The sequence below is a fragment of the Rhizobium sp. P38BS-XIX genome (assembly GCF_012641435.1).
GTDB lineage: Bacteria > Pseudomonadota > Alphaproteobacteria > Rhizobiales > Rhizobiaceae > Rhizobium.
In genome coordinates this window covers 14,918-36,295 of sequence record NZ_JABAIJ010000001.1, presented here as the reverse complement: position 1 = coordinate 36,295, position 21,378 = coordinate 14,918, and the positions used below count along the sequence as shown (strand labels likewise).

General features: G+C 60.4%; 17 protein-coding genes and 1 riboswitch. Of the genes, 8 read left to right on the top strand and 9 right to left on the bottom strand.

Annotated features, from left to right (window positions below):
- Positions 1–65: 65 nt before the first annotated feature.
- Positions 66–806 carry a TlyA family RNA methyltransferase gene (locus HGP17_RS00145; protein WP_168804805.1) on the top strand — a complete coding sequence of 247 codons (741 nt, stop codon included), beginning with the start codon at positions 66–68 and terminating at the stop codon, positions 804–806.
- Positions 803–2,053 (top strand): class I SAM-dependent RNA methyltransferase, encoded by a 1,251-nt coding sequence (locus HGP17_RS00140; RefSeq protein ID WP_168804803.1) that lies wholly within the window; start codon positions 803–805, stop codon positions 2,051–2,053. The genes HGP17_RS00145 and HGP17_RS00140 overlap by 4 nt, the downstream gene beginning before the upstream one ends.
- Positions 2,054–2,057: 4 nt before the next feature.
- Here the strand turns inward: HGP17_RS00140 and HGP17_RS00135 are convergent, their stop codons facing one another.
- A complete protein-coding gene (locus HGP17_RS00135) occupies positions 2,058–2,810 on the bottom strand; it encodes a crotonase/enoyl-CoA hydratase family protein (protein ID WP_168804801.1) in 753 nt (250 codons plus the stop codon).
- A 9-nt stretch (positions 2,811–2,819) separates the two neighbouring features.
- A complete protein-coding gene (locus tag HGP17_RS00130; RefSeq protein ID WP_168804799.1) occupies positions 2,820–4,598 on the bottom strand; it encodes an acyl-CoA dehydrogenase in 1,779 nt (592 codons plus the stop codon).
- Positions 4,599–4,886: 288 nt separating this feature from the next.
- Between HGP17_RS00130 and HGP17_RS00125 the strand changes: the two genes are divergently transcribed.
- Positions 4,887–5,888, top strand: coding sequence for a transporter (locus HGP17_RS00125; RefSeq protein ID WP_168804797.1), 1,002 nt, complete (start codon positions 4,887–4,889; stop codon positions 5,886–5,888).
- 66 nt (positions 5,889–5,954) lie between these two features.
- Here the strand turns inward: HGP17_RS00125 and HGP17_RS00120 are convergent, their stop codons facing one another.
- Positions 5,955–6,422, bottom strand: a complete 468-nt coding sequence (locus tag HGP17_RS00120) for a BA14K family protein (protein ID WP_168804795.1) — start codon at positions 6,420–6,422, stop codon at positions 5,955–5,957.
- A 247-nt stretch (positions 6,423–6,669) separates the two neighbouring features.
- Here HGP17_RS00120 and HGP17_RS00115 point away from each other — a divergent pair, with 247 nt between their 5' ends.
- Entirely contained in the window at positions 6,670–7,680 is a 1,011-nt protein-coding gene (locus tag HGP17_RS00115; protein WP_246703934.1) for a GH25 family lysozyme, read from the top strand.
- 29 nt (positions 7,681–7,709) lie between these two features.
- Here the strand turns inward: HGP17_RS00115 and HGP17_RS00110 are convergent, their stop codons facing one another.
- The 3 genes from HGP17_RS00110 to HGP17_RS00100 form a co-directional block, all read right to left on the bottom strand.
- Positions 7,710–8,798 (bottom strand): hybrid-cluster NAD(P)-dependent oxidoreductase, encoded by a 1,089-nt coding sequence (locus tag HGP17_RS00110; protein WP_168804793.1) that lies wholly within the window; start codon positions 8,796–8,798, stop codon positions 7,710–7,712.
- A gap of 2 nt (positions 8,799–8,800) precedes the next feature.
- Positions 8,801–10,045, bottom strand: coding sequence for an aromatic ring-hydroxylating dioxygenase subunit alpha (locus HGP17_RS00105; RefSeq protein WP_168804791.1), 1,245 nt, complete (start codon positions 10,043–10,045; stop codon positions 8,801–8,803).
- Positions 10,046–10,142: 97 nt separating this feature from the next.
- Positions 10,143–10,347: riboswitch (cobalamin riboswitch) on the bottom strand.
- Between the two features lie 217 nt (positions 10,348–10,564).
- Positions 10,565–10,978 (bottom strand): ACT domain-containing protein, encoded by a 414-nt coding sequence (locus HGP17_RS00100; protein WP_168804789.1) that lies wholly within the window; start codon positions 10,976–10,978, stop codon positions 10,565–10,567.
- Between the two features lie 100 nt (positions 10,979–11,078).
- Here HGP17_RS00100 and HGP17_RS00095 point away from each other — a divergent pair, with 100 nt between their 5' ends.
- The 3 genes from HGP17_RS00095 to HGP17_RS00085 are packed head-to-tail and all read left to right on the top strand — an operon-like array spanning position 11,079 to position 14,194.
- The gene (locus HGP17_RS00095; RefSeq protein WP_168804787.1) at positions 11,079–11,696 is read left to right on the top strand and encodes a DUF6656 family protein; all 618 of its coding nucleotides are present in this window, start codon (positions 11,079–11,081) and stop codon (positions 11,694–11,696) included.
- Between the two features lie 59 nt (positions 11,697–11,755).
- Positions 11,756–12,730 carry an L-threonylcarbamoyladenylate synthase gene (locus HGP17_RS00090; RefSeq protein ID WP_168804785.1) on the top strand — a complete coding sequence of 325 codons (975 nt, stop codon included), beginning with the start codon at positions 11,756–11,758 and terminating at the stop codon, positions 12,728–12,730.
- 33 nt (positions 12,731–12,763) lie between these two features.
- Positions 12,764–14,194 (top strand): FAD-binding oxidoreductase, encoded by a 1,431-nt coding sequence (locus tag HGP17_RS00085; protein ID WP_168804783.1) that lies wholly within the window; start codon positions 12,764–12,766, stop codon positions 14,192–14,194.
- A 4-nt stretch (positions 14,195–14,198) separates the two neighbouring features.
- On the opposite strand, the gene phnF is transcribed toward HGP17_RS00085, so the two are convergent.
- A complete protein-coding gene (phnF, locus tag HGP17_RS00080) occupies positions 14,199–14,933 on the bottom strand; it encodes a phosphonate metabolism transcriptional regulator PhnF (RefSeq protein ID WP_168804781.1) in 735 nt (244 codons plus the stop codon).
- Positions 14,934–15,005: 72 nt separating this feature from the next.
- Here phnF and HGP17_RS00075 point away from each other — a divergent pair, with 72 nt between their 5' ends.
- Positions 15,006–15,557, top strand: coding sequence for an MOSC domain-containing protein (locus HGP17_RS00075; protein WP_168804779.1), 552 nt, complete (start codon positions 15,006–15,008; stop codon positions 15,555–15,557).
- 78 nt (positions 15,558–15,635) lie between these two features.
- Here the strand turns inward: HGP17_RS00075 and HGP17_RS00070 are convergent, their stop codons facing one another.
- Complete coding sequence (locus HGP17_RS00070; protein WP_168804777.1) at positions 15,636–18,617, bottom strand: DNA translocase FtsK; 2,982 nt, start codon at positions 18,615–18,617, stop codon at positions 15,636–15,638.
- A gap of 217 nt (positions 18,618–18,834) precedes the next feature.
- The gene (locus HGP17_RS00065; protein WP_168804775.1) at positions 18,835–21,342 is read right to left on the bottom strand and encodes a DUF1217 domain-containing protein; all 2,508 of its coding nucleotides are present in this window, start codon (positions 21,340–21,342) and stop codon (positions 18,835–18,837) included.
- Between the last annotated feature and the right edge of the window lie 36 nt (positions 21,343–21,378).

Here is a 21,378-nt window from a genome sequence, read left to right as displayed (position 1 = left end):
GGCGTCAACGTCGATATCAGCATAAAAGGCTTGCAACCTCGTGCATTGCCCTGCATGGACAGCCTATGTCCGAACCACAACGCCTCGACCAGCTTCTCGTCACCCTTTCGCTCTTCGCCAGCCGCTCCCGTGCGCGCGATGCGATCCAGCGCGGCACCGTGACCGTAAACGGCAAGATCGTCACTAAGCCGGGTGCGCTGTTCACCGAAGATGCCGAGATCGCCATCGACGATCCGGCGCAGGATTACGTCTCGAGGGCGGCGTTGAAGCTGGTCGCCGCGCTCGATCATTTCGGCCTGGATCCGAAGGGGCTTCACTGTCTCGATGTCGGCGCATCGACGGGCGGCTTTACGGAAGTGCTGCTGCAGCGAGGCGCGGCGCATGTCTCCGCAATAGACGTCGGTCACGATCAGATGCATCCGCGCATAGCGGCCGATCCGCGCGTGACGAACATCGAAGGATTGAACGCACGCAATCTGACTGCCGAAGATATCGGCGACGTTTTCTCATTCGTCGTCTCCGATGTCTCCTTCATTTCGCTGAAGCTCGCATTGGCGCCGGCGCTGGAGCTTGCCGAACAAGGCACGCGCGCCGTATTGCTGGTGAAGCCGCAATTCGAGGCGGGGCGGGATGCAATCGGCAAGGCGGGCCTTCTAAAAGACCCCTCCTCCGCCCCCGCAGTCGCGGCCGAACTTGAGCGTTGGTTTACCGAAGACATGGGCTGGCAGAGCCTCGGCCTCATCGCCTCACCGATTGCAGGCGGCGACGGCAACCAGGAATTTCTTCTCGCAGGGATCAAACCATGAGCACCGAAACCGTCACCATCCAGAAGCTCGGCGCCCAGGGCGACGGCATTGCCCAGGGCAACGACGGCCCGATCTACGTGCCCTTCACGCTGCCGGACGAAAGCGTCGCCATCGCACGCGTGAAGAACCAGGGCACGCTGATATCGATTGCCTCGGCTTCGCCAGACCGGCAGGAACCGCACTGTCGGCACTTCGGCCCCGACGGCGTTAACGGCACCTGTGGCGGCTGTACGCTGCAGCATTATGCCGATGCGCCCTATCGCGACTTCAAGCGGCACCTCGTCGTCGATGCGCTGCGCTCCAAGGGTTTGACGCCAGAGGTCGACGATGTCGTTGCCGCCCATCCGGGCGAACGGCGCAGGGTCGTCTTTGCAGCGCGCAAGACCGAGAAGAGCACACTCATCGGCTTCAACCAGGCCGAAAGCCATCACATCGTCGCGATCGAGGAATGTCCCATTGCCTCGTCGGGGATCATGGCGCGGCTGGAAGCGATCCGGGCGGTTGCGACCGCGCTTGCCATCAATGCCGAGGCCTTCCGCATCTCGGTGCTGGAGACCCTCTCCGGCCTCGATCTTGCCGTGGACGGCATCAAATCGCTTTCCGACAAGCAGCGCCGCAGCGCGGTCGAGACGGTATTGTCGCTGCGCGGCATTGCCCGCGTCTCGCTCAACGGTGAAATCCTCGTTGAACCGTCAAAGCCGATGATCGATTTCGGCGGCGTGCAGGTCGCACCACCGCCCGGTGCCTTTACGCAGGCGACCAAGCAGGCGGAAGACGCCATGGCCGAACTGGTTGTCGGTCACGTCGGCAAGGCAAAGCGGGTCGCCGATCTCTTTGCCGGCAGCGGCACTTTCTCGCTCCGTCTGGCGCGCATCGGCCGCGTCCATGCGGTTGAAAGCGACGATAAACCGCTGGCCGCGCTCGATCATGCGGCTCGCAACACGCAAGGACTGAAGCCTGTCAGCGTCGAACGCCGCGATCTTTTTCGCCGGCCGCTGATGGCACAGGAGTTGAAGGTCTACGACGCCGTCGTCTTCGACCCGCCACGCGCCGGCGCGGAATTCCAGTGCAAGGAACTGGCGCGCTCGCAGGTCAAGAAGATCGTCGCCGTCTCCTGCAACCCGTTGACATTCGCCCGCGATCTCGCGCTGCTGGTCGAAGGCGGTTACCGCATCACCAAGGTAACGCCGATCGACCAGTTCCTGTGGACCTCCCACGTCGAGGTGGTCGCGGTATTGGAGAAATAGACCCTCACCGCTTCATGAAGGCTTCGAAGGCCGCGCGGGCTTCGGCGCTTTTCAGCTGCGCGGCGAAGTGCTCGGCTTCCTTTTGAATTCGCTCGAGCACGTCATCCGGTGAGCCGCGCATCAGGTCTCGCGCGATCCGCAGCGCCTCCGGCGGCTTGGCGGCGAGCCTGGCCGCCAGGGACAAGGTTTCTGCCTCCACCACTTCCGGTGACGTCACCTTCCAGATCAATCCGGCTTCCTTGGCATCAGTGGCGGAGAACCCTTCGCCAAGGGCAAGCAGGGCAAAGGCGCGCTGATGCCCCATCAAGCGCGGCGCGATCAGGCTCGACGCGGCCTCGGGAACGAGAGCCAGGTCGACGAAAGGCGTCTTGAACAGGCTGCGGTCGGAAGCGACCGTCAGATCGCAATGGAGGTGGATGGTGGTGCCAATGCCAATCGCCAGCCCATCGACACCTGAGACGATCGGCTTTCTGGCATTTGCCAGCGCGGCCAGAAAATCCAACACTTCCCGACCCATGCTGCCGCCCATGGCGAAGGCGAGGAAATCAGCCATGTCGTTGCCGGCGGAGAAGCACCCCTCCGTGCCGAGGAAAGCTGTAACGCGGATATCCGGCGTCTCGTCCGCCGCTTTCAGTGCATCGGTCATCACCTGATACATGGCGCGGGTGATCGCATTCTTCTTTTCCGGCCGATTGAACCGGATGATCTGGACATGCGGCGCCGTTTCGGAACGCTCGATCAGGATATGGTCGGTCATGGCCTCTCCTCAGGCAAGTGCAATACGGGCGGCTTCGAGGCTGGATGCGCCGGTGACAACGCAATCGGCGAGCGCAGCGGTTTCGGCCAGAAGGTTCTCTACAGCGAAGCGGCAAAGGCTGATGCGCTTAGCACCCGCACCATCCGCCACATCGGCAAGGCCGCCCTTGGCCAGATAAGATCCGGTCAGCACAAGACCGAAAAGGCGCTGATAGGGTGTCGCCCCAGCCAGGGCTTCGGCGGTCGCGCCTTCGGCCTGTCGCGCAAGCAGCCATTCGCTTGCCTTTTCCAGATTGGAGATGGCCGCCTTCAGCCTTTCCGCCGTTTCGCCGAAACCATCGAGATTGGACTTTGCGACGGCGTCCGCCGTCTCGCGCAGTTCGGCGATGAAACCGCGCACGTGGTCGCCATTGGCGATCGTCAGCTTGCGCGTCACCAGATCCATGGCCTGAATGCCGTTCGTGCCCTCGTAGATCGGTGCGATACGAGCATCCCGCAGCAAGCGCGCGGCACCCGTCTCCTCGATGAAGCCCATGCCGCCGTGAACCTGGATGCCGAGAGAAGCGACATCGACACCGGCGTCGGTGGAAAAGGACTTGGCGATCGGCGTCAGCAATGCAGCCCGCTCCTGCCAATAACGAGCTTTCTGTGGGTCGCGATGCGACATGTCGATCGCCTCGGCACAGGCGTAGCAGATGGCGCGAGAACCCTGGGTCAGCGTCTTCATCGTCAGCAGCATGCGCGCGACATCCGGATGCTCGATGATCGGGCTCATGCCTGGGGATGTCGTACCGGGTGCGCGGCCTTGCGTGCGCTCCCGGGCATAGACGATTGCCTTCTGCGTCGCAGCTTCGGCAATCGCGACACCCTGAATGCCGACGGCCAGGCGAGCGTTGTTCATCATCGTGAACATGCAGGCGAGACCCTTGTTTTCCTCGCCGACGAGCCAGGCAACTGCACCCTTCTCCGTGCCGTATTTTCCATCACCATAAATCATCGTGCAGGTCGGCGATCCATGGATGCCGAGCTTATGTTCGAGCGAATGGGCGAAATAATCGTTGCGGGCGCCGAGCGAACCATCGCCATCGACCAGGAATTTCGGAACGAGAAACAGCGAAATGCCGCGTGTGCCGGCCGGCGCATCAGGCAGACGGGCAAGCACGAAGTGGACGATATTCTCGGCCGCTTCATGATCGCCCCAGGTGATGAATATCTTTTGGCCAAAGAGCCGATAGGTGCCGTCATCGCGGCGCTCGGCGCGAGTGCGCAAGGCTCCGACGTCGGAACCGGCATGCGGCTCGGTCAGGTTCATCGTGCCAGCCCATTCGCCGGAGACGAGCTTGGTCAGATAGGTTTGCTTGAGGTCTTCGCTGCCGTGAGCGATCAGCGCCTCGACGGCGCCCATGGTCAAAGTCGGCGCAAGGCCGAAGGCCATCGATGCCGAGTTCCACATTTCCAGCGTCGCGATGTTGAGCATGTGCGGCAGGCCCTGCCCGCCGAACTCCTCCGGTGCGGTCAGCCCGTTCCAGCCACCGGCGATCCAGTCGCGATAAAGCTTCTCCCATCCGTCCGGAAGCACAACCTTGCCGTCGACGAGCTTTGCACCCTGTCTGTCTCCGACTTCGGCAAGCGGCTCCATCTCCTCACCGGCGAAACGTCCGGCCTCCGCCAAAATGGCATCGACGACATCGGCGCTGAGATCGCCGAGAATGCCCTCTTCCATGGCCCGCCCCATGCCGGCAACATGATTGAGCGTGAATGCGATTTCTTCGACAGGCGCCTTATACATGCTGCTTCCTCCGCATCGGTGATGCCAACGATCCACCTCACCCGGCTCATCGGCAATATGTTGGTATAGCTAGTTGATTTTTACGTAAACGTCAATTTTATCAAACGCTCGCGAACGGCAATTTCCACCCTGTCGTGAAGTCCTGACGGTCATACGCCTTAAGCGCGTTGCGGACCCTCGGAATCGGCAGTGCAAAGGCAATTATTCCATCAGACCTCAAGCCTTGCATAAACAATCGTCATGAACGAAGACTAAGGCAACTCTTCAGACAATGCGAACGATCCAGCCATGAACACGATGACGTCAACCTCCACGATACCCGGTTTCGTCTGGGCCTATCGTTTGCTTCCCGGCGCAGACAAGCCGGAGCGGCTATCTGATGATACCGATCGCGCCGCGCTCTTTGGAGGGGAAGGTTTCCTTTGGCTGCACCTCAATCTCGTGGATGCCCGTATCCCGGCCTTTCTCGAAGATACGCCCGGACTGAGCGAGGCAGCGCGCCTCGCGCTGACGACGCATGAAACTCATGCGACGGTCACGGTCGACGAGCAGATGCTGTTCGGCACGCTGGTCGATTTCCAGCGTGACTTCGCCCATAACACGCACGATATCGGCTGGCTGCATTTTGCGCTGACCGACCGCATCCTCATCACCAGCAGGCTACAGCCGCTTCGATGCGTCGACCGCGGCCGGATCATGATCGAGAAGAATCCCGCGCGCTTCACGAGCCCGCTGGACATTTTCGAGGCGTTGGTCGTCGAGTTTCAGCGCACGCTGATTTCCGTCGTCATCGAGATCGGCGAAGAACTCAATACCATCGAGGATTTCGTTCACGGCAACACGTCGCGTGACGAGCGGGCACAACTTCCGCCCATTCGCCGGACGATCGTTCGTCTGCACCGGCATCTGCGGACCGTCCTCTCTCTGATGCGCCACGCCGCAGCCTCGGACGACGAGGAAATGCCGCTCGGCTTCGAAGATGTCGCGGGCCGCCTGACGGGCCGCCTCGAGGCCGTCGAGCACGATGTCTACGCATTGCAGGAGCGAGCTAGACTGCTGCACGAAGAGATCGATTCAAAGCTGGCGTCCGAGATCAATCGCCACCTTTACATTCTCTCGATCATGACCGCGTTCCTGCTGCCACCGACACTGGTGACCGGCTTCTTCGGCATGAACACCTCAGGCCTGCCCCTTTCCGGCGGCGCCGGCGGCACAGGCTATGCCGTCGGCTTTATCCTGATATCCATGCTGCTTGCGTGGTGGCTGCTGAAGCGCGTCGATATTCTCTGACGCCCCGAACATGAAAAAGCCGTCCGGCGCACCGGACGGCTTGTTTCAATCAGCATCGAATGCCGATCAATAGTAAGGCGAGTAGCACTGGCGGCGCGGGCCGTAATTCGGCTGGAACGTATTGTCGTAAGAGCGATACGAACGATAGCGATCCGAGCACCATTCGACATGGCGCGGGTTGATGCCGCCGGCGGGCGCATAGTAACGCGGCGCAGGTGCATAATAGCGCGGCTCGCTGGCGATTGCGCCACCGATCAGTGCGCCGGCGCCGAAGGCAGCCAGCGGGAACCAGTAGCCATCATGATAACGATAGCCATGGCGATAACCCGAATAGCCACGATAACCGCCATACCAGCCCCGGCGGTAATAGCCGCCGTGACGCCACTGGACCTGCTCGACATTGCCAAGCGTGGATTTTTCGACCGGCGCGGCCGGCGCAGCAGGCATCTGGATAGCGAAGGACGGCGTGAAGCTCGTCACAGTGACTGCGGCCGTGATAGCGATGGTCGCAAGTTTCGCACGGAAACCAAGCATTTTTATCTCCATTCCCTGGTTTGACTTGTGCTCAAGCATGTAGCGTTTCAAATCGGGCGTGTCGTTCCCGACCAAGGTTGAACTGCCTGCTTCGTCGCATGTCCGAATAGACAATCTGAAACGCGGCAACATGTTGTTCAGTTCCTCAAACCCTACCGATTTGAGGAGGTATGCGAGGGCTCCACGATGAATTTATAGTGAACGTATGCTTAACCCAAGATTAACCTGCAATCCTTACCATTATTTCATGAGAGGATACCGGCCGAGCCACGCTCTGATTTGCAGCCTCCTGACGGTTCTGGCTCTGATGGGGCCGGCATCGAAGCCTTCGGCGAGCGAAAGCCAGCCCTGGACCGATCCGCAAAACGCCCTCATCGTCGACGCTTACGAGCTCAATACCATCGACTGGAGCGCGTTTTTACAGGACAAGCGCATCGCGGCGTTCATCTCCAAGGCGTCCGATGGACTTCCCGAAAGTTTCAGCTGCACCGGAGATCATGCCGGCGACACCGTCGCCCACTGCAAGACGATCTGGCGCAAATATGCCGTCAGTCGCGAGCTCTATCAGACCCGCCGGATGCTCGCGAAGACAAATGGCCTATTATGGGGCGCTTATCATCTAGGGCGACCCGGCAATCCGATCGACCAGGCCAATCATTTTCTCGATTATGCCGATCCGCAGCCGGATGAGCTTATGGTGCTCGACATAGACGGCATGGATACGACGCAGTTCATGTCGCTCGAGGATGCGCAGATTTTCGTTGCCCATATCAAGCTCAGAACCGGGCGCTATCCCATCCTCTACGTCAATCACAACACGGCCCGCTATATCGCCGATCATCGCGACACCTACGCGCTGCTCTCAAGACTTCCCTTGTGGTACGCGCGCTACAAGTCGGACGTGAAGGGGACGTTCCCGCTCGGCAATTGGGATAATTATGCCATCTGGCAATTCGCCTCGTCGGATAATTGCTCGGAAAAGAGCTGCCCCTACCGCGTGCCGGGCACGCTGACGGACATCGATGTCAATGTCGTGCCGATGACCAAGCTACAGCTTGCGAAGATCTGGCCGCAGGGAGATCTCCTGCCGGCCAAACCCCTGCCCGCGCCCGACCTGACGATCGCGCTCGCCCAGATGTGCAACGGGCCGCGGCAGACGCTCGTTTCGCTCATCGTCGACGTCGATCCGGTCGTTACCGCCTCGACGCCGCAAACCAAGCCTGTCGAAATCAACGAGCTGAACTATCAGGATTTTTGAGACTGCCCGGCTTACGTGCCGGACAGTCCTCAAGCCTCGATCTGGACGTCCGTTTTCGGCCGCGAGCAGCAGGCGAGAATATAGCCCTCTTCGATCTCGTCATCGAGGATGCCGCCATTGTGGCTCATATCGACGTCGCCCGAGAGCTTCATCACACGGCATGTGCCGCATAGACCGGACTCGCAGGCCGCACCGATGCGAACGCCGGCGCCGCGCGCCGCCTGCAGCACGGTTTGGCCCGCCGCACAGGCAACGTCCTTGCCGGCCATGGTGAAGCGGATCGTGGTGGCCGCTTCGGCCGAGCCATCGTCGGCCACTTCCGCCAACGGTGTTGCCGCGCTCGCCGGCTGGAAGCTTTCCTGATGATAGCGCTTCATGTCGAAGCCGTGCGCGTCCAGCATGGAGCGGACGGCATCCATGAAGACTTCCGGGCCGCAACAGAAAATGGTGCGATCCATGAAGTCGGGCGCCAGCAGGCCGATTTTCGCCTTGTCGATGCGGCCCTTCAGCCCCGACCAAAGATCGGTGCGGCCGCAACCCTCGACGATCAGGCCGAGATTGAGGTTCGGCATGAAGCGGGCGAGATATTCGAGTTCGGAACGGAAGATGATGTCGGCCGGGCTGCGCGAGCAGTTGACGAAGGTGATGTCCGATAGCGGCGCCGTGTCGGCCATGTAGCGGGTCATGGCCATCATCGGGGTGACGCCCGAGCCGGCCGAGACGAACAGGTATTTCTCGCCGGGATGGCGGATATGGGTGAAATCCCCCAGCGGTCCGAAAGCCTTGATGCGCATGCCCGGCTTCAGGTTTTCGAACATCCAGCGCGTGCCGATGCTGTCCTTTTGCGCCTTCACCGTCACCGCGACCGAAAAGGGCCGCGATGGCGTGGAAGACAGCGTATAAGTGCGCATGACCGGCTCGGGAGCCGTGGGCAACTCCAGCGTCACGAACTGGCCCGGCAGATACCGAAACCAGTTGTCCTTGTCGGATCCGAACGTGAAGGTCATCACATCGGGAGCTTCCGGCGTGACCGACAGGCATTCGAGCACATGCTGCCTGTCATTCCAGGGCTGCATCTGGTCGAGGTGGCGATGCGGAAGAGAGACGGCCATGTTCATACTCAGGCAACCGCCGACAGCTTGGACTGATCGCCCTGCAGCCGGTTGATCATGAAATTCGTGTACCACTCGACGAACTGCATGACGCCGCCTTCGTGGATTTCCGAATAGGGGCCTGGTTCGTAAGCCGGCGAGCGGATGCCGAAGGCATTTTCCTCGACGATTCGGCGATCCTGATCGTTGGTTTCGGTCCAGACGTGGGTCAGCTCTTCGAGATTGTAATCGACACCTTCGACGGCATCCTTATGGACGAGCCACTTCGTGGTGACGGCGGTTTCCTCCGCGCTGATCGGCAGCACACGGAAGGAAATCGCGTGATCGCCCAGGATGTGGTTCCAAGTGGTCGGGTAGTGGAACAGCAGCATGGTGCCGATGCCGTTAATCCTGACATCCGGCGAGAGCGGCCGCTGGACGGCATTCTTGCCGGACATGGTGTAGCTTTCGGCGCCTTCGATCAGCGGCATGCGGGCGGTGCGGAACTGGCCATCGGGCGAGATCTTGAATTCGCTCGGCAAGCCGGCCGCTTCGCAGCGATTCCAATGTTCGGCGATGACGGGATCGTTCATCGCGCCCTGAACGCCGGTCACGGTCGGCGCTTCCGGGAAGGTGCGGCAAAGCTCTGGATGGTTTGCCGCACAGTGATAGCACTCGCGATTGTTTTCCCAGACGAGCTTCCAGTTCCCCTTCTCGATGATGGTGCTCTGGAAGGCGATCTTGGCTTCGCTGATCCGATGCGGCGCCATATAGGGCTCGATCGTTGCGCGAACCGGCTCAAAATCCGGCGCGTTTTTCGCGAGGCAGATGAAGATGTAGCCACCAACGCTTTCACAGTGAACCGGCTTCAGGGAATACTGGCTCTTGTCAAAGTCCTCGGCCATCTGGCGGGCGAAGAGCAGTGACCCGTCGAGCTCGTAGGTCCATTGATGATAGGGGCAGACGAGCTTCGCCGAGGAGCCGCGCTCCGTCGTGCACACGCGCGAACCGCGATGGCGACAGCTGTTGTGGAAGGCGCGGATGACCTGATCACGGCCGCGAACGATAACGACGGGATAATCGCCGATCTGGACGGTGAAATAGTTGCCCGCGCGCGGCACTTCGCAATCGTGACCGATGAACAGCCAGTCGCGATAGTAGATCGTCTCCATGTCGAGCTTGAAGTAGTCCGGATCCGTGTAGAACGGTTGCTCGAGGCTCAAGCCTGTCGGGTGGTTCTTCAATTGCCTGAGAACGTTGCTTCTGATGTCCATTTGCCTATCCTTGCGCAGTACCGAGAGGCGAACGAAGGACATGCGAGGCCGCTTGAAGACAGCCGAAAGCAATGTCCCGACCGCCCGCCGCGGTCAGTAAACCATATGTGCCCAAGGCTGGTTTCCGGGCTCTGGAGCGGCCCTGTTTCCAGGACCCCATGGCACCTTCCCAGGTCGGCCGACCCAGTGGCTTTTTTCGCCATGCCTCACTCCACCACCGTTGCGGGGGCAGCGCCGGATTTTGACCGGCTTCCCAATTCTCCGTCTCCCTAATAGACGGCACCTTGAGATTGATCACATCATATCCCTCGGCCGTGTCGCCGACTGCGCTACAATGCGACATCCGCTTCGAAATTGCCGACGTTTGAAAAACGGGCTCGGAAAAGCGATAAAAAGAGCCGATATAGAAAGGTAATTCAATCCTTTAGGAATGACGGCCCGAACGGTAAAATCCGATCCGGCCGCTCAGCCTTTATGACGCTTTATTCTGATTGCGACAGAGCGGCTGAACTCCGGCTATCAGGGTGCCGTCTGCGCTGCCGAAAGCGCCCGCAGCGCCGCCATCGCCCGCTCGGCATCGACCGTCGGCACGAAGATGTGGTCGTGGTAAAAAGCCGCGACGACATTGGCGCTGATGCCCTCGTTTCCCAACGCTGTGGCAAAGGCTGCGGTCAGACCCACGGCTTCCAGCGAGGAGTGAACATCGAGGGTGATCATGCGCATCACGGGCGCCGTCGCCAGACCCGCCTGCCGTGCGGTTTCAAGCGGAAGGATCAAGGTTGCTCCCTCTTTTTCACGAAAGACGCCGACAGGTTCGAGGTGAACATAGTCGGCAAGCGACGACGACGGTACACCGCAATAGACGAACTCGCCCTCGATCAGATTGGGCCGCATGCCGGACAGAAGCAGTTTGAGATCGGTCATTCCCGGCATGTCGTCAATCTCCTTGAAATTCGGCTCAGGTCGCGGTTAAGCTCGGCTCAAGCCAGACAGTTTATCATGCAGTCTCCAGACCTCTATAGCGAGAGCCGGCATGGCAAAACTCAGATATTTCGACGCTGGGAAGCCCGCCGACCCCGAGCCGACGCCAGTGGCATCGACAACGGGGCATAGCGAATTCCTGCGCACCGGTCGCATCACCCGCGACAGAGCGCATTGGCTCGCCGAGGAACGGCGTTACATGAGCCATCAGGAGGTGGCGGAACGGACGGCGATGAAGCTGCTCAGCGCCGGCGAAAAGACCCACGACCGGCTCAACAGCTTCCACCAATCCATTCGTTTCCCGAAGCTCATCTTTCACCACACGCTGAAAGACTCACCGCATCTCGGTTATTGCCATGTGACCGCGGCACGGACGCAGTTCGCTCAATACGAGGAAGTGAACTGGGCCTTCTATATCGCCAATTTCTTCGCCCGCATCGGCCAGGAAGAAAACTTCTTCGAGGACATCAGCCTTAAATATTCGCGGATGTATTTCGCCGTCGCCGTCCATCCGGACAAACAGGCGGAAGACAAGAAGCTGACGATCAATCGCGATATCAGAGGCAACGGCGTCCTGTTCCACACCCATGATCCGCAGATCGCCATCCGCAATGTTCTTTTGCTCGGCGCCCGCAACGAGCAGCTTCGCGACATCATTCGCCAGCTTTGACGATTGATCCGAAAACTCGAAGGGCATAAGAAACGGCCTGAACTGCAAGCAGGCAGGCCATGGCACGACACATAGACATTCTCGAACATCCGCAAACCGCGATCGACGTCGCAACGGCAACCCTTGCCGAGGGTCTGCCGATCGGGCTACCGACAGAGACGGTTTATGGTCTCGCCGCCGATGCCACCAACCCCACTGCCATTACCCGGATCTATGAGACAAAGGGGCGGCCGCGCTTCAATCCATTGATCTGCCATATGAGCGATCTCGCCATGGCCGAGCGCTATGCCATCTTCGACCCCATCTCGCGCAAGCTCGCGGAAGCCTTCTGGCCCGGCCCGTTGACGCTGGTGCTGCCGCTCAGACCCGATAGCGGCATTCATCCGCTGGCAACTGCCGGTCTCGACACTGTTGGCATTCGCGTGCCGCAAGGTTTTGCCGGAGACCTGATCCGCGCCTTCGACCGCCCGCTTGCAGCGCCGAGCGCCAATACGTCAGGCAAGATCAGCGCCACCAGCGCCGATCACGTCGACGACGATCTCGGTGAGCGGATTACCCTCATTCTGGATGCAGGAGCATCCGTTGTCGGCGTGGAGTCGACCATCGTCAAGGTCGAGGATGGCGAGATGCGCCTCCTACGGCCCGGCGGCCTTGCGGCCAGCGAAATCGAGCGCGTGGCCGGCAAGGCGCTGAAGCGCAAGAAGAAGGCTTCGGCTGCCATCGAGGCGCCCGGCATGATGGCTTCGCATTATGCGCCGGGAGCGGCCGTGCGGCTGGATGCAACGGACGTTTCCGCAAACGAGACGCTGATCCGCTTTGGTACGCCTGACATTACCGGCATCGAAAAGGCCGTCGCCGTGCTCGATCTGAGCGCTGCCGGCGATCTTTCCGAAGCCGCCGCAAACCTCTTCGACTTCATGAAGCGCGCCGATGCCACCGGCGCTGCGACGATTGCCTTTTCACATATTCCCGACGAAGGCCTCGGCGAGGCCATCAACGACCGGCTGCGCCGCGCGGCCGCACCCAGAGAATAAATCAGCCCGACCTTATCAGGCAAAGGACACGCCATGAGCAGCTCCGCCCTTTCTTCCGACCTTCTCGATCGCTTCGCCGCCATCGTCGGCGAAAACCATGCCGTGCGGGACCCGGCGGAAATCGCGCCGCATCTCGTGGAAAATCGCGGCCTCTATCACGGCTCGTCACCCATGCTGCTGAAGCCCGGCTCGGTGGAAGAGGTGTCCGCGATCCTGAAACTGGCAAGCGAGGCCGGTACGGCCATCGTACCCCAGACCGGCAACACCGGCCTTGTCGGCGGGCAGACGCCCCGCGAGGGTGGCTCCGACATCATCCTGTCGCTGGAGCGTATGAACCGCGTTCGCGATATCGATCCGGTCGGCAACACCATGATCGTCGACGGCGGCTGCATTCTCGCCGATGTGCACAAGGCAGCGGCCGAGCATGGCCGCATGTTCCCGCTTTCGCTCGGCTCCGAAGGCTCCTGCCGCATTGCCGGCAACCTGTCCACCAATGCCGGCGGTACGGCCGTTCTTGCCTATGGCAACATGCGCCAGCTCTGCCTCGGCCTTGAAGTCGTGTTGCCCACGGGCGAAATCTGGAACGGGTTGCGCCGCCTGAAAAAGGACAATACCGGCTACGATCTGCGCGATCTCTTCATCGGCGCCGAAGGCACGCTCGGCGTCATCACTGGCGCGGTGCTGAAGCTCTTTCCGCAACCGCTCGGCCATCAGGTGGCCTTCGCCGGCCTGCAATCCGTCGATGATGCGCTGACCCTGTTCAAGAATGCCTCGAGCCTCTGCGGCCCGGCGCTGACGGGCTTCGAGCTGATGCCACGCATCGGCGTCGAGTTCACGACACGGCATATCCCCGGCGTGCGCGATCCGCTTGAGACTGCCCATCCCTGGTATGTGCTGATCGACATCTCTACCTCCGATTCAGCCGAGACGGCCGAGCGGATGATGACGGCACTGCTCGAACAGGGCTATGAGGCCGGCCTGATCCAGGATGCGACCATCGCCAGCTCGGAAGCCCAGCAAAAGGCCATCTGGCATATGCGCGAGAGCATGTCGGACGCGCAAAAGCCGGAAGGCGGCTCGATCAAGCACGACGTTTCGGTGCCGGTGGCGCAGATCCCGCAATTCATGGCGGAGGCCGAAAAGGCCGTCGTTGCCGCCATGCCGGGCGCGCGCGTCTGCGCCTTCGGTCATATGGGCGACGGCAATATCCATTACAACATCTCGCAGCCCGTCGGCGCCGACAAAGCGGAGTTCATCGGCCGCTGGCGCGAGATCAACAAGATTGTGCACGGTCTGGTGCTACAGCATGGCGGCTCGATCTCCGCCGAGCATGGTATCGGCCAGCTGAAGCGCGACGAGCTTGCCTCGATCCGCTCCGATATCGAGATCGACCTGATGCACCGGATCAAGACGGCCTTCGACCCGGCCGGCATCATGAATCCCGGCAAGGTTCTCAAGGTCTGATCCCCTAGACAGTCACGACGACCCGCTCCGAGGCGAAGCAGCCGATCTGGCATGAGATGATCGTGCCACCGGCATCGATATCTTCGCCGGCGTAAGCAAGCACAGGGGTCAAACGCGATTGCTGCAGAAGTCGCGCCTCGGCTTCCGTCGGCATGCGTGCCGTGATGTCGGTGGAACGTCGCCAGTAATCCGTCACGCCGTACTCCTTCAGCGCCGCCGTAAACGAACCCATTGCAGCGAACTTCTCTGCCAAGCCGGCGAAGCGCTTAGCTGAGCAGCTGCGCATGACCACCGAGACGGGAAGCGCATCGGCATAGGCGACGACGCACATATCCAGCACGATCTCGCCCGGCTGCAAATTCAGCCTTGCGGCGATATCGGCGGTCGCCGGAACCTCCTTCGCCGAGATAACCTTGCGCGTGAGGTTGGCGTCTGTCGCGGTCAAGTCCTTGCTGAAGCGCACCTTGTCGCCCAACTGGAAACGAACGGGCATATCGGCGCGGACATAGGCGCCACTGCCACGCGCGACACGCAGCAGCCCCTCCCCCTCCAGTTCGGCGATCGCCCGCCGCATCGTCACCCTGGAGACACCGAATTGTTCGGATAGAGCGCGCTCGCTCGGCAGCCGGCTACCCGGCGCATGCTGGCCATCATCGATGGCGCGTCTGAGTTCCGCGGCAACGGTCGCCCAGCCTCCCCCAGTTTTTACGTCTTCGTCCTGTCGAATTTTCTCTACCATCACAAATCTGTCGCCTTGAAATTGGTATATACCAATTTATAAAGATCTCGATCGTTTATGGAAGGGTTCGGCATGGGCGACAAGCGCATATATGTAACGTCGGTCAGCAGCAGCGGCGTGCACGAGTTCAGCAAGCAGATCAAAGATCATATCCAGCTGCTGACGGGGCTCGGCGTAGAGGGTGACGCGCATATGGGGGTGACGGTGAAGCATCGTTCCCGCGTCGCGGTCGATCCGACCCAGCCCAATCTGCGCCAGGTGCATATCATCCATGAAGAGCTGTTCGACGAACTCACGGAAAAGGGATTTTCCGTTTCGGCGGGCGATATGGGCGAGAATATCGTGACCAGAGGGATCGACCTGCTTTCGCTGCCGCAAGGCACGCGCCTCCATATCGGCAAGGATGCCATCGTCGAGGTGACGGGCTTGCGCAATCCCTGCAAGCAGATCGATAATTTCCAGAAGGGCCTGCTGCATGCCGTGCTCGACAAGGATGCGGATGGCGGCTTGATCCGCAAGGCCGGCATTATGGGTATCGTCTCGCAGGGTGGCCGCGTACGGCGCGATGACACCATCCATGTCGAGCTACCGCCATTGCCGCACATCAAGCTCGAGCGTGTCTGACAAAAAAGAAGCGGCCTTCCATTGGAAAGCCGCTTTCTATCTTGTCACGATGTCGTTCCGATCTGGCTGCCGGTCAGATCAATCGAAATCTTCCTGGCTGGAATTACCGCCGCCATTGCGGTTGCCGGTGATGATCTCACGCTTGCCGACGTGGTTGGCCGGACCCACCAGACCGTCCTTTTCCATGCGCTCGACGAGCGAGGCGGCGCGGTTGTAGCCAATGCCCAGGCGACGCTGGATATAGGAGGTCGAGCACTTCTTGTCGCGCATGACGACCTTGATCGCCTGTTCGTAGAGATCGTCGCCATCTTCCGAGGCAATCGCGCCCTTGTCGAACACGGCCGTATCTTCTTCCTCGTCTTCCTCTTCCTCGTCGGCCGTGACCGTATCGAGATATTCCGGCCGGCCCTGCAGCTTGAGGTGCGCCACGACCTTTTCGACTTCCTCGTCGGAGACGAAGGGGCCGTGAACGCGGGAGATGCGGCCGCCGCCGGCCATGTGCAGCATGTCGCCCTGGCCGAGGAGCTGTTCGGCACCCTGTTCGCCAAGGATAGTGCGGCTGTCGATCTTCGACGTCACCTGGAAGGAAATGCGCGTCGGGAAGTTCGCCTTGATCGTGCCGGTGATGACGTCGACCGATGGACGCTGCGTCGCCATGATCAGGTGGATACCGGCGGCACGCGCCATCTGCGCCAGACGCTGGATCGCCCCTTCGATTTCCTTGCCGGCGACCATCATCAGGTCTGCCATTTCGTCGACGATGACGACGATATAGGGCATTGGCGTCAGGTCCATTTCCTGGCTCTCCTCGATCGGGGCACCGGTGCCCTTGTCGAAGCCGGTCTGGACCATGACGTGGATCGTCTCACCCTTTTCCTTGGCGGAGGCGACGCGGCTGTTATAGCCGTCGATGTTGCGCACGCCGAGGCGCGACATCTTCTTGTAGCGATCCTCCATTTCGCGCACCGCCCACTTCAGCGCCATGACGGCCTTCTTGGGATCGGTAACGACGGGGGTCAGAAGGTGCGGGATGCCGTCATAGACGGACAGTTCCAGCATCTTCGGATCGACCATGATCAGGCGGCACTGTTCCGGCGTCATGCGATAGAGCAACGACAGGATCATCGTGTTGATCGCGACGGACTTGCCCGAACCGGTGGTGCCGGCAACGAGCAGATGCGGCATCTTCGCAAGTTCCGCGATGACGGGCTCGCCGCCGATGGTCTTGCCGAGGCCGAGCGCCAGCTTGTAGCCGCTCTTCTCGAAATCGGGCGAATCGATCATCTCACGGAAATAGACGGTCTCGCGGTTGACGTTCGGCAGTTCGATGCCGATGACGTTACGGCCGGGAACGACGGCAACGCGGGCCGAAAGGGCCGACATCGAACGGGCGATATCGTCGGCAAGGTTGATGACGCGCGAGGATTTAACGCCGGGCGCCGGCTCGAATTCATAAAGCGTGACGACAGGGCCGGGACGCACATGGATGATCTCGCCCTTGACGCCGAAATCTTCAAGCACGCTTTCCAGCAGGCCGGCATTCTGCTCCAGGGTTTCCTGCGTCATGATTACGCCGGTGCGAGCCGCCGGCTCCTGCAGCAGTTCACGCGGCGGCAACTCATACTCGCCATCGACACTGGGGGCGATCGGGCGCCATTCCGGAGGCGTCAGCGATGCAGGACGACGTGGGACAACCCGTGAAGGCGGCGCATCGATCAAGCGCTGAGCAGCAGCTTCGACAGCCGGCATGGTCGGCGTTGCTTTGGCCACAGGCTCGGCAGGCGCGACAGCCGCGACCTTGGTCGGCATTGGTGCCAGAACCATCGGCGCCGGGCGCGCTTCGACAACGGGAGCGGCCGCCGAACCATAGACTGCGGTTACAAACGCCGGAGGAACGAACATTGCGGCCTCGACCGCGATTTGCGGTTCCGCAACAACAGGCACAACAACGTCGACGACCGGGTCTGCGACGGTGACCAATACAGAAGCTTCCCAAGCCGCAAGCTCGTCCATGGCGGGTGTGCTGGCCGCGACCGGCGCGAGGTTGAGGACGGGCTCGAAGGGAGCAATAACCTCAGAGACGGATGGCTGGATCTCGATCATCGAGGCAGGCTTGCGGCATTCCACGATGCGGAATTTGGCAACGATCGATTCGGCTTCGATCTGAATCTCGGGCAGTACGACAGGCTGGACGGGCACGCCCCGGATGGCGGACACGAATTCACCTTCGAATGGCATGGCATCCCAGAAGGCGAAATCGGAAAGATGGGTAAGCCGCGACTCGACCACAGGCGCGGCAACAGACTCAGGAACACTTGACGATACAGGGGAAGCATCCAGCGCGATCGCGGGAGCCTTCGAAAATGCGGTAGCGATAACGGTCATCTCCAATGCGTCCGGCTCGGTTGCCGGAGATTTCTTGATTACGGAGGGCATGTAGCCCCCAACCGCAAAAGGCATGTCCTCAAGCGGCGGCAGGTGGAATTCGGCATATTGCGCTAGCTGGGGCGCAACTGTTGTCACCGGGGTCTCGACCACCGGTGCCGTGACGATCGGCGTCTCGATGACCGGAGGCTCCATCAGGCGCATGGCGGCATGGGCGGAAACCTGCGGCGCGACCTCGACCTGAGGCTCGGCCGGCGGACGACGACCAATGATCTCGTTTTCGCGCGTGCGGGTGAAGCGCACGTTCGGCCCCATCAGGAACGCGTTCTGCCAGCCCGGGGAAGCCAGATCCTCGGCCGATATGCCCTGCGGCAGGACAGGCATCACTGGAGCGCTCTCGGCGGGCTTTGCCTGCAGAGCCTCGACAACCGGCTTTGGCGCAGCCGCTGTGCGGTGCCTCAGCTCTTCGGCACGACGCAACTCTTCCGCGCGACGCTGCTCTTCAGCCTTGCGCTTGCCTTCGCGGGCATTGCGGATCTTTTCTTCCAGGAATGCCCGACGTGCAGCGATCTGCTCGGCCCGGCGCGCCTCTTCGGCTGCCTGCTCCTGGTTGAGTTCGCCCTCCGGCTGTACGCCTGATGACGCATTTGAAACTGTCGTTCGGGAAAGACGCATGAGACCTGCAACCCAGTCATTGATATTGCCGATGGCTTTCCAAATCGATAGGGCAAGGATGGTTAATAAGTTCCTTCCTGAAGCCCGCGAAAGCGCTTATTCCCCACCCTCTGTGTTGCCGCTACAACAGGCAAAATCCTCCGCAAACCGGCGCACGCAAACAGCTTTGGCGCGCGTGAATGCGGCCAGGCGGCCGGTTAAATTTTTTGTCGGTTCGTTATCGCGACGGCGACAGCTGTGCGATCGACAGCAGGGTATCGGCGCTGATGCCGGCGCCTGAAGAGGAGCCGGTCAGAATCGACAGAGCCGGCGACGTCGACGCAGCCGTATTGTTATTGATGTCGTACATCGCCGAGAAACGCTGCAGCAGCTTGTTGACCTTATCCGGGTCCTGCAGGTCGCTGACATTGACGAACTTGCCCAGCATTTTGGCCTGGGTGTCGACATCCATATTCGAGATCGAACTCGGCAAGCTGTAGGTCGTGGTAATCACCTGATACAGCGCCGCATCGCCCATGATGTCATAGATCGAATTGATGTCAGGCGCCTTGCGCTGGAAATAGAGCGCGAGGCGGACGCCGGGATTGGTGTCACCCTCCTGATCTTCAAGCGTCTGATGCAGGTAGAGATCGTTGGTCGCCGAGAGGGCGCCCTGGTTCTGCGCAACGCCGAGCTTGCTATCGGTCAGGTTTCCCTTCGTGTCGAAATTGAACGCCTCGACGATGCTCTTGAACTTGGCGCCATCGGCCGTGTTGATGAAGCTCTTCGAATCGGAGGGATCGGAGGCGAAGGCCTTCTTCAGGGTCGCGGTATCGACTGTTTTCGGATCGATGCCGTTGGCGGTCAGGATGAAATTGGTGAGCTTGCTGTCCGCAAGCAGATCCGTGAGGCTGTTCACCTTGACGATGTTGGTTGCGAAATAGGTGCCGGCATCCTTGGCGTCGCTGGTCGCCTTGGTCAGCTCGGCGCCCGTCAGTCCGGTCGTCGCGCGGCTGGAATATTGCGAGATGTAGCTATTCACCTGCGCCGACGACAAAGCCTGGACCGGCGGCGTCAGATTGCCCTTGCTGTCGAAATTGAAGGCTTTGACAAGCGCGGTAAACCGGGGATCGTTGAGCGAATTGACGTAGCTCTTCGGATCGTAGGGATCGCTTTCGAGCATCTTTGTCAGCTGCGTCTTCGTGACCTCGTTCTCGCCGATGCCGTAGGCGCGCAGCGCCATCTGATAAAGCTCCGGCGCGTTGTCGTTGGAAACATCGCTGTCGGACTTATTGCTCGCGAAGAAATCCTTGATGGTCTTCACGTCGGCGAGCCGGTTCTTGTAATTGTTGACCGCATCGCTCGTCATGTTCGACTGCGAGGTCAGATAATTGGTCATGTAGGCCTTGGACGCGGCATTGGTGGCGTCCTGGGACTGCGCCGTCTGGCCGGAGGCAAGCGTGCCGTCCGACTGGAAATTGAACTGCGATACGACATTCGTCAGGCCGAAGATGGCGGCGGTCGAAGGGTCGGCAAAGGCATTCTTGAAAACGATGGCCGGCGTGGTTGGATCGATGCCGTAGGCCGTCTTGATATAGTCGTAGAGCCGTGGATCCGAGGTCAGCTGGTCGACCGAGGTGATCGAGCCGATATGATCCTTGTAATAGAGATCGTTGTCGGCCGCCCCGACAGTCGTGATGAACGAAGGCACGGTTGAGTTATAGGCGCTCATCACATCGGCCTTCTGGCCGAGCGTCTGCGGGCCGCCGGGATAGTTGGCGGTGTAGGCAGCCGTTGTCGCATTCGCCTGATCCGACGTCTGTGCCTGCGAGCCGGAGGCAACTGTTCCGTCGTTCTTGAAATTGAATTGCGCCATCACGCTGGTCAGCCCATTCGAGGCCGCCGTGGTGGCGCTCATCGCCGAATTGTTGAACTGATCGGCCGTGATGTAGGCGGGAATATTGTAGGCGGTTTTTACGTACTGAAACAGCCGTGCATTCGAGGTCAGCTGATCGACCGAGGTGATCGTTCCGATCGTTGCCTGATAATAGGCGTTATCGCTGTCCGGCGTCGAAGCCTTGACCGTGCCGTCGGCGTTGAAATTGAATTCCGCGACAAGAGCCTTGTCGGCAGCGCTGCCATTCTGATTGACAAAGCTGTTGGGATCGTTCGGATCGCTGGTCAGCATCTGCTTCAGGATCGAATTCGAGGCGTAGGTCGGATCGATGCCATAGGCCTGGAGAACGTAATTCTTCAGCCTGCTGTTGCCGAGCAGGTCATCGACCGTCTTAACGGAGCTGATGTTCTGCGTGTAATAGCTTGTCTCGGTGGCCGCGGACGTCTCTTCATTTGTAAACGACTGCTGATAAAGCCCGATGAGATCGTCTTCCTGCGTGCTGGATTGGGCCGTATTCGTGCCGCCCGTGCCGAAATTGAACGCAGCGGCAAACTCCTTGTAGCGCGGATCGCTCAGCTTATTCGCGAAACTGTTGGAGTCGCTGAGGTCGCTGGTCAGCACCTGTTTCATAAACGCCTTGGCATACGTCATGTCGGAGAGCCCGTAGGCTTCCATGGCATAACTGTATAGCTGATAGTCATTCACGAAGTCGTCGGCGTTGGTTACTTTGCCGATATTGGCATTGTAATAGTCGATCTGGCGCTTGTTTTGCGCCTGTGACGCCACCTGATTGAGAGAGGTCGACATATCTCTGGTTGCGATCGTATAACCAAGATAGGTGGAAATCATCAGCAGAATCCCAATAGATCTCTAATATAGGGGGCG

Coding starts and splice junctions, on each gene's coding strand:
- HGP17_RS00105 (WP_168804791.1), bottom strand. CDS start 10,045: ATGGACATCAGAAGCAACGTTCTCAGGCAATTGAAGAACCACCCGACA.
- HGP17_RS00125 (WP_168804797.1), top strand. CDS start 4,887: ATGAACACGATGACGTCAACCTCCACGATACCCGGTTTCGTCTGGGCC.
- phnF (WP_168804781.1), bottom strand. CDS start 14,933: ATGGTAGAGAAAATTCGACAGGACGAAGACGTAAAAACTGGGGGAGGC.
- HGP17_RS00115 (WP_246703934.1), top strand. CDS start 6,670: ATGAGAGGATACCGGCCGAGCCACGCTCTGATTTGCAGCCTCCTGACG.
- HGP17_RS00120 (WP_168804795.1), bottom strand. CDS start 6,422: ATGCTTGGTTTCCGTGCGAAACTTGCGACCATCGCTATCACGGCCGCA.
- HGP17_RS00130 (WP_168804799.1), bottom strand. CDS start 4,598: ATGTATAAGGCGCCTGTCGAAGAAATCGCATTCACGCTCAATCATGTT.
- HGP17_RS00135 (WP_168804801.1), bottom strand. CDS start 2,810: ATGACCGACCATATCCTGATCGAGCGTTCCGAAACGGCGCCGCATGTC.
- HGP17_RS00090 (WP_168804785.1), top strand. CDS start 11,756: ATGGCACGACACATAGACATTCTCGAACATCCGCAAACCGCGATCGAC.
- HGP17_RS00145 (WP_168804805.1), top strand. CDS start 66: ATGTCCGAACCACAACGCCTCGACCAGCTTCTCGTCACCCTTTCGCTC.
- HGP17_RS00095 (WP_168804787.1), top strand. CDS start 11,079: ATGGCAAAACTCAGATATTTCGACGCTGGGAAGCCCGCCGACCCCGAG.
- HGP17_RS00110 (WP_168804793.1), bottom strand. CDS start 8,798: ATGAACATGGCCGTCTCTCTTCCGCATCGCCACCTCGACCAGATGCAG.
- HGP17_RS00075 (WP_168804779.1), top strand. CDS start 15,006: ATGGGCGACAAGCGCATATATGTAACGTCGGTCAGCAGCAGCGGCGTG.
- HGP17_RS00100 (WP_168804789.1), bottom strand. CDS start 10,978: ATGCCGGGAATGACCGATCTCAAACTGCTTCTGTCCGGCATGCGGCCC.
- HGP17_RS00065 (WP_168804775.1), bottom strand. CDS start 21,342: ATGATTTCCACCTATCTTGGTTATACGATCGCAACCAGAGATATGTCG.
- HGP17_RS00070 (WP_168804777.1), bottom strand. CDS start 18,617: ATGCGTCTTTCCCGAACGACAGTTTCAAATGCGTCATCAGGCGTACAG.
- HGP17_RS00140 (WP_168804803.1), top strand. CDS start 803: ATGAGCACCGAAACCGTCACCATCCAGAAGCTCGGCGCCCAGGGCGAC.
- HGP17_RS00085 (WP_168804783.1), top strand. CDS start 12,764: ATGAGCAGCTCCGCCCTTTCTTCCGACCTTCTCGATCGCTTCGCCGCC.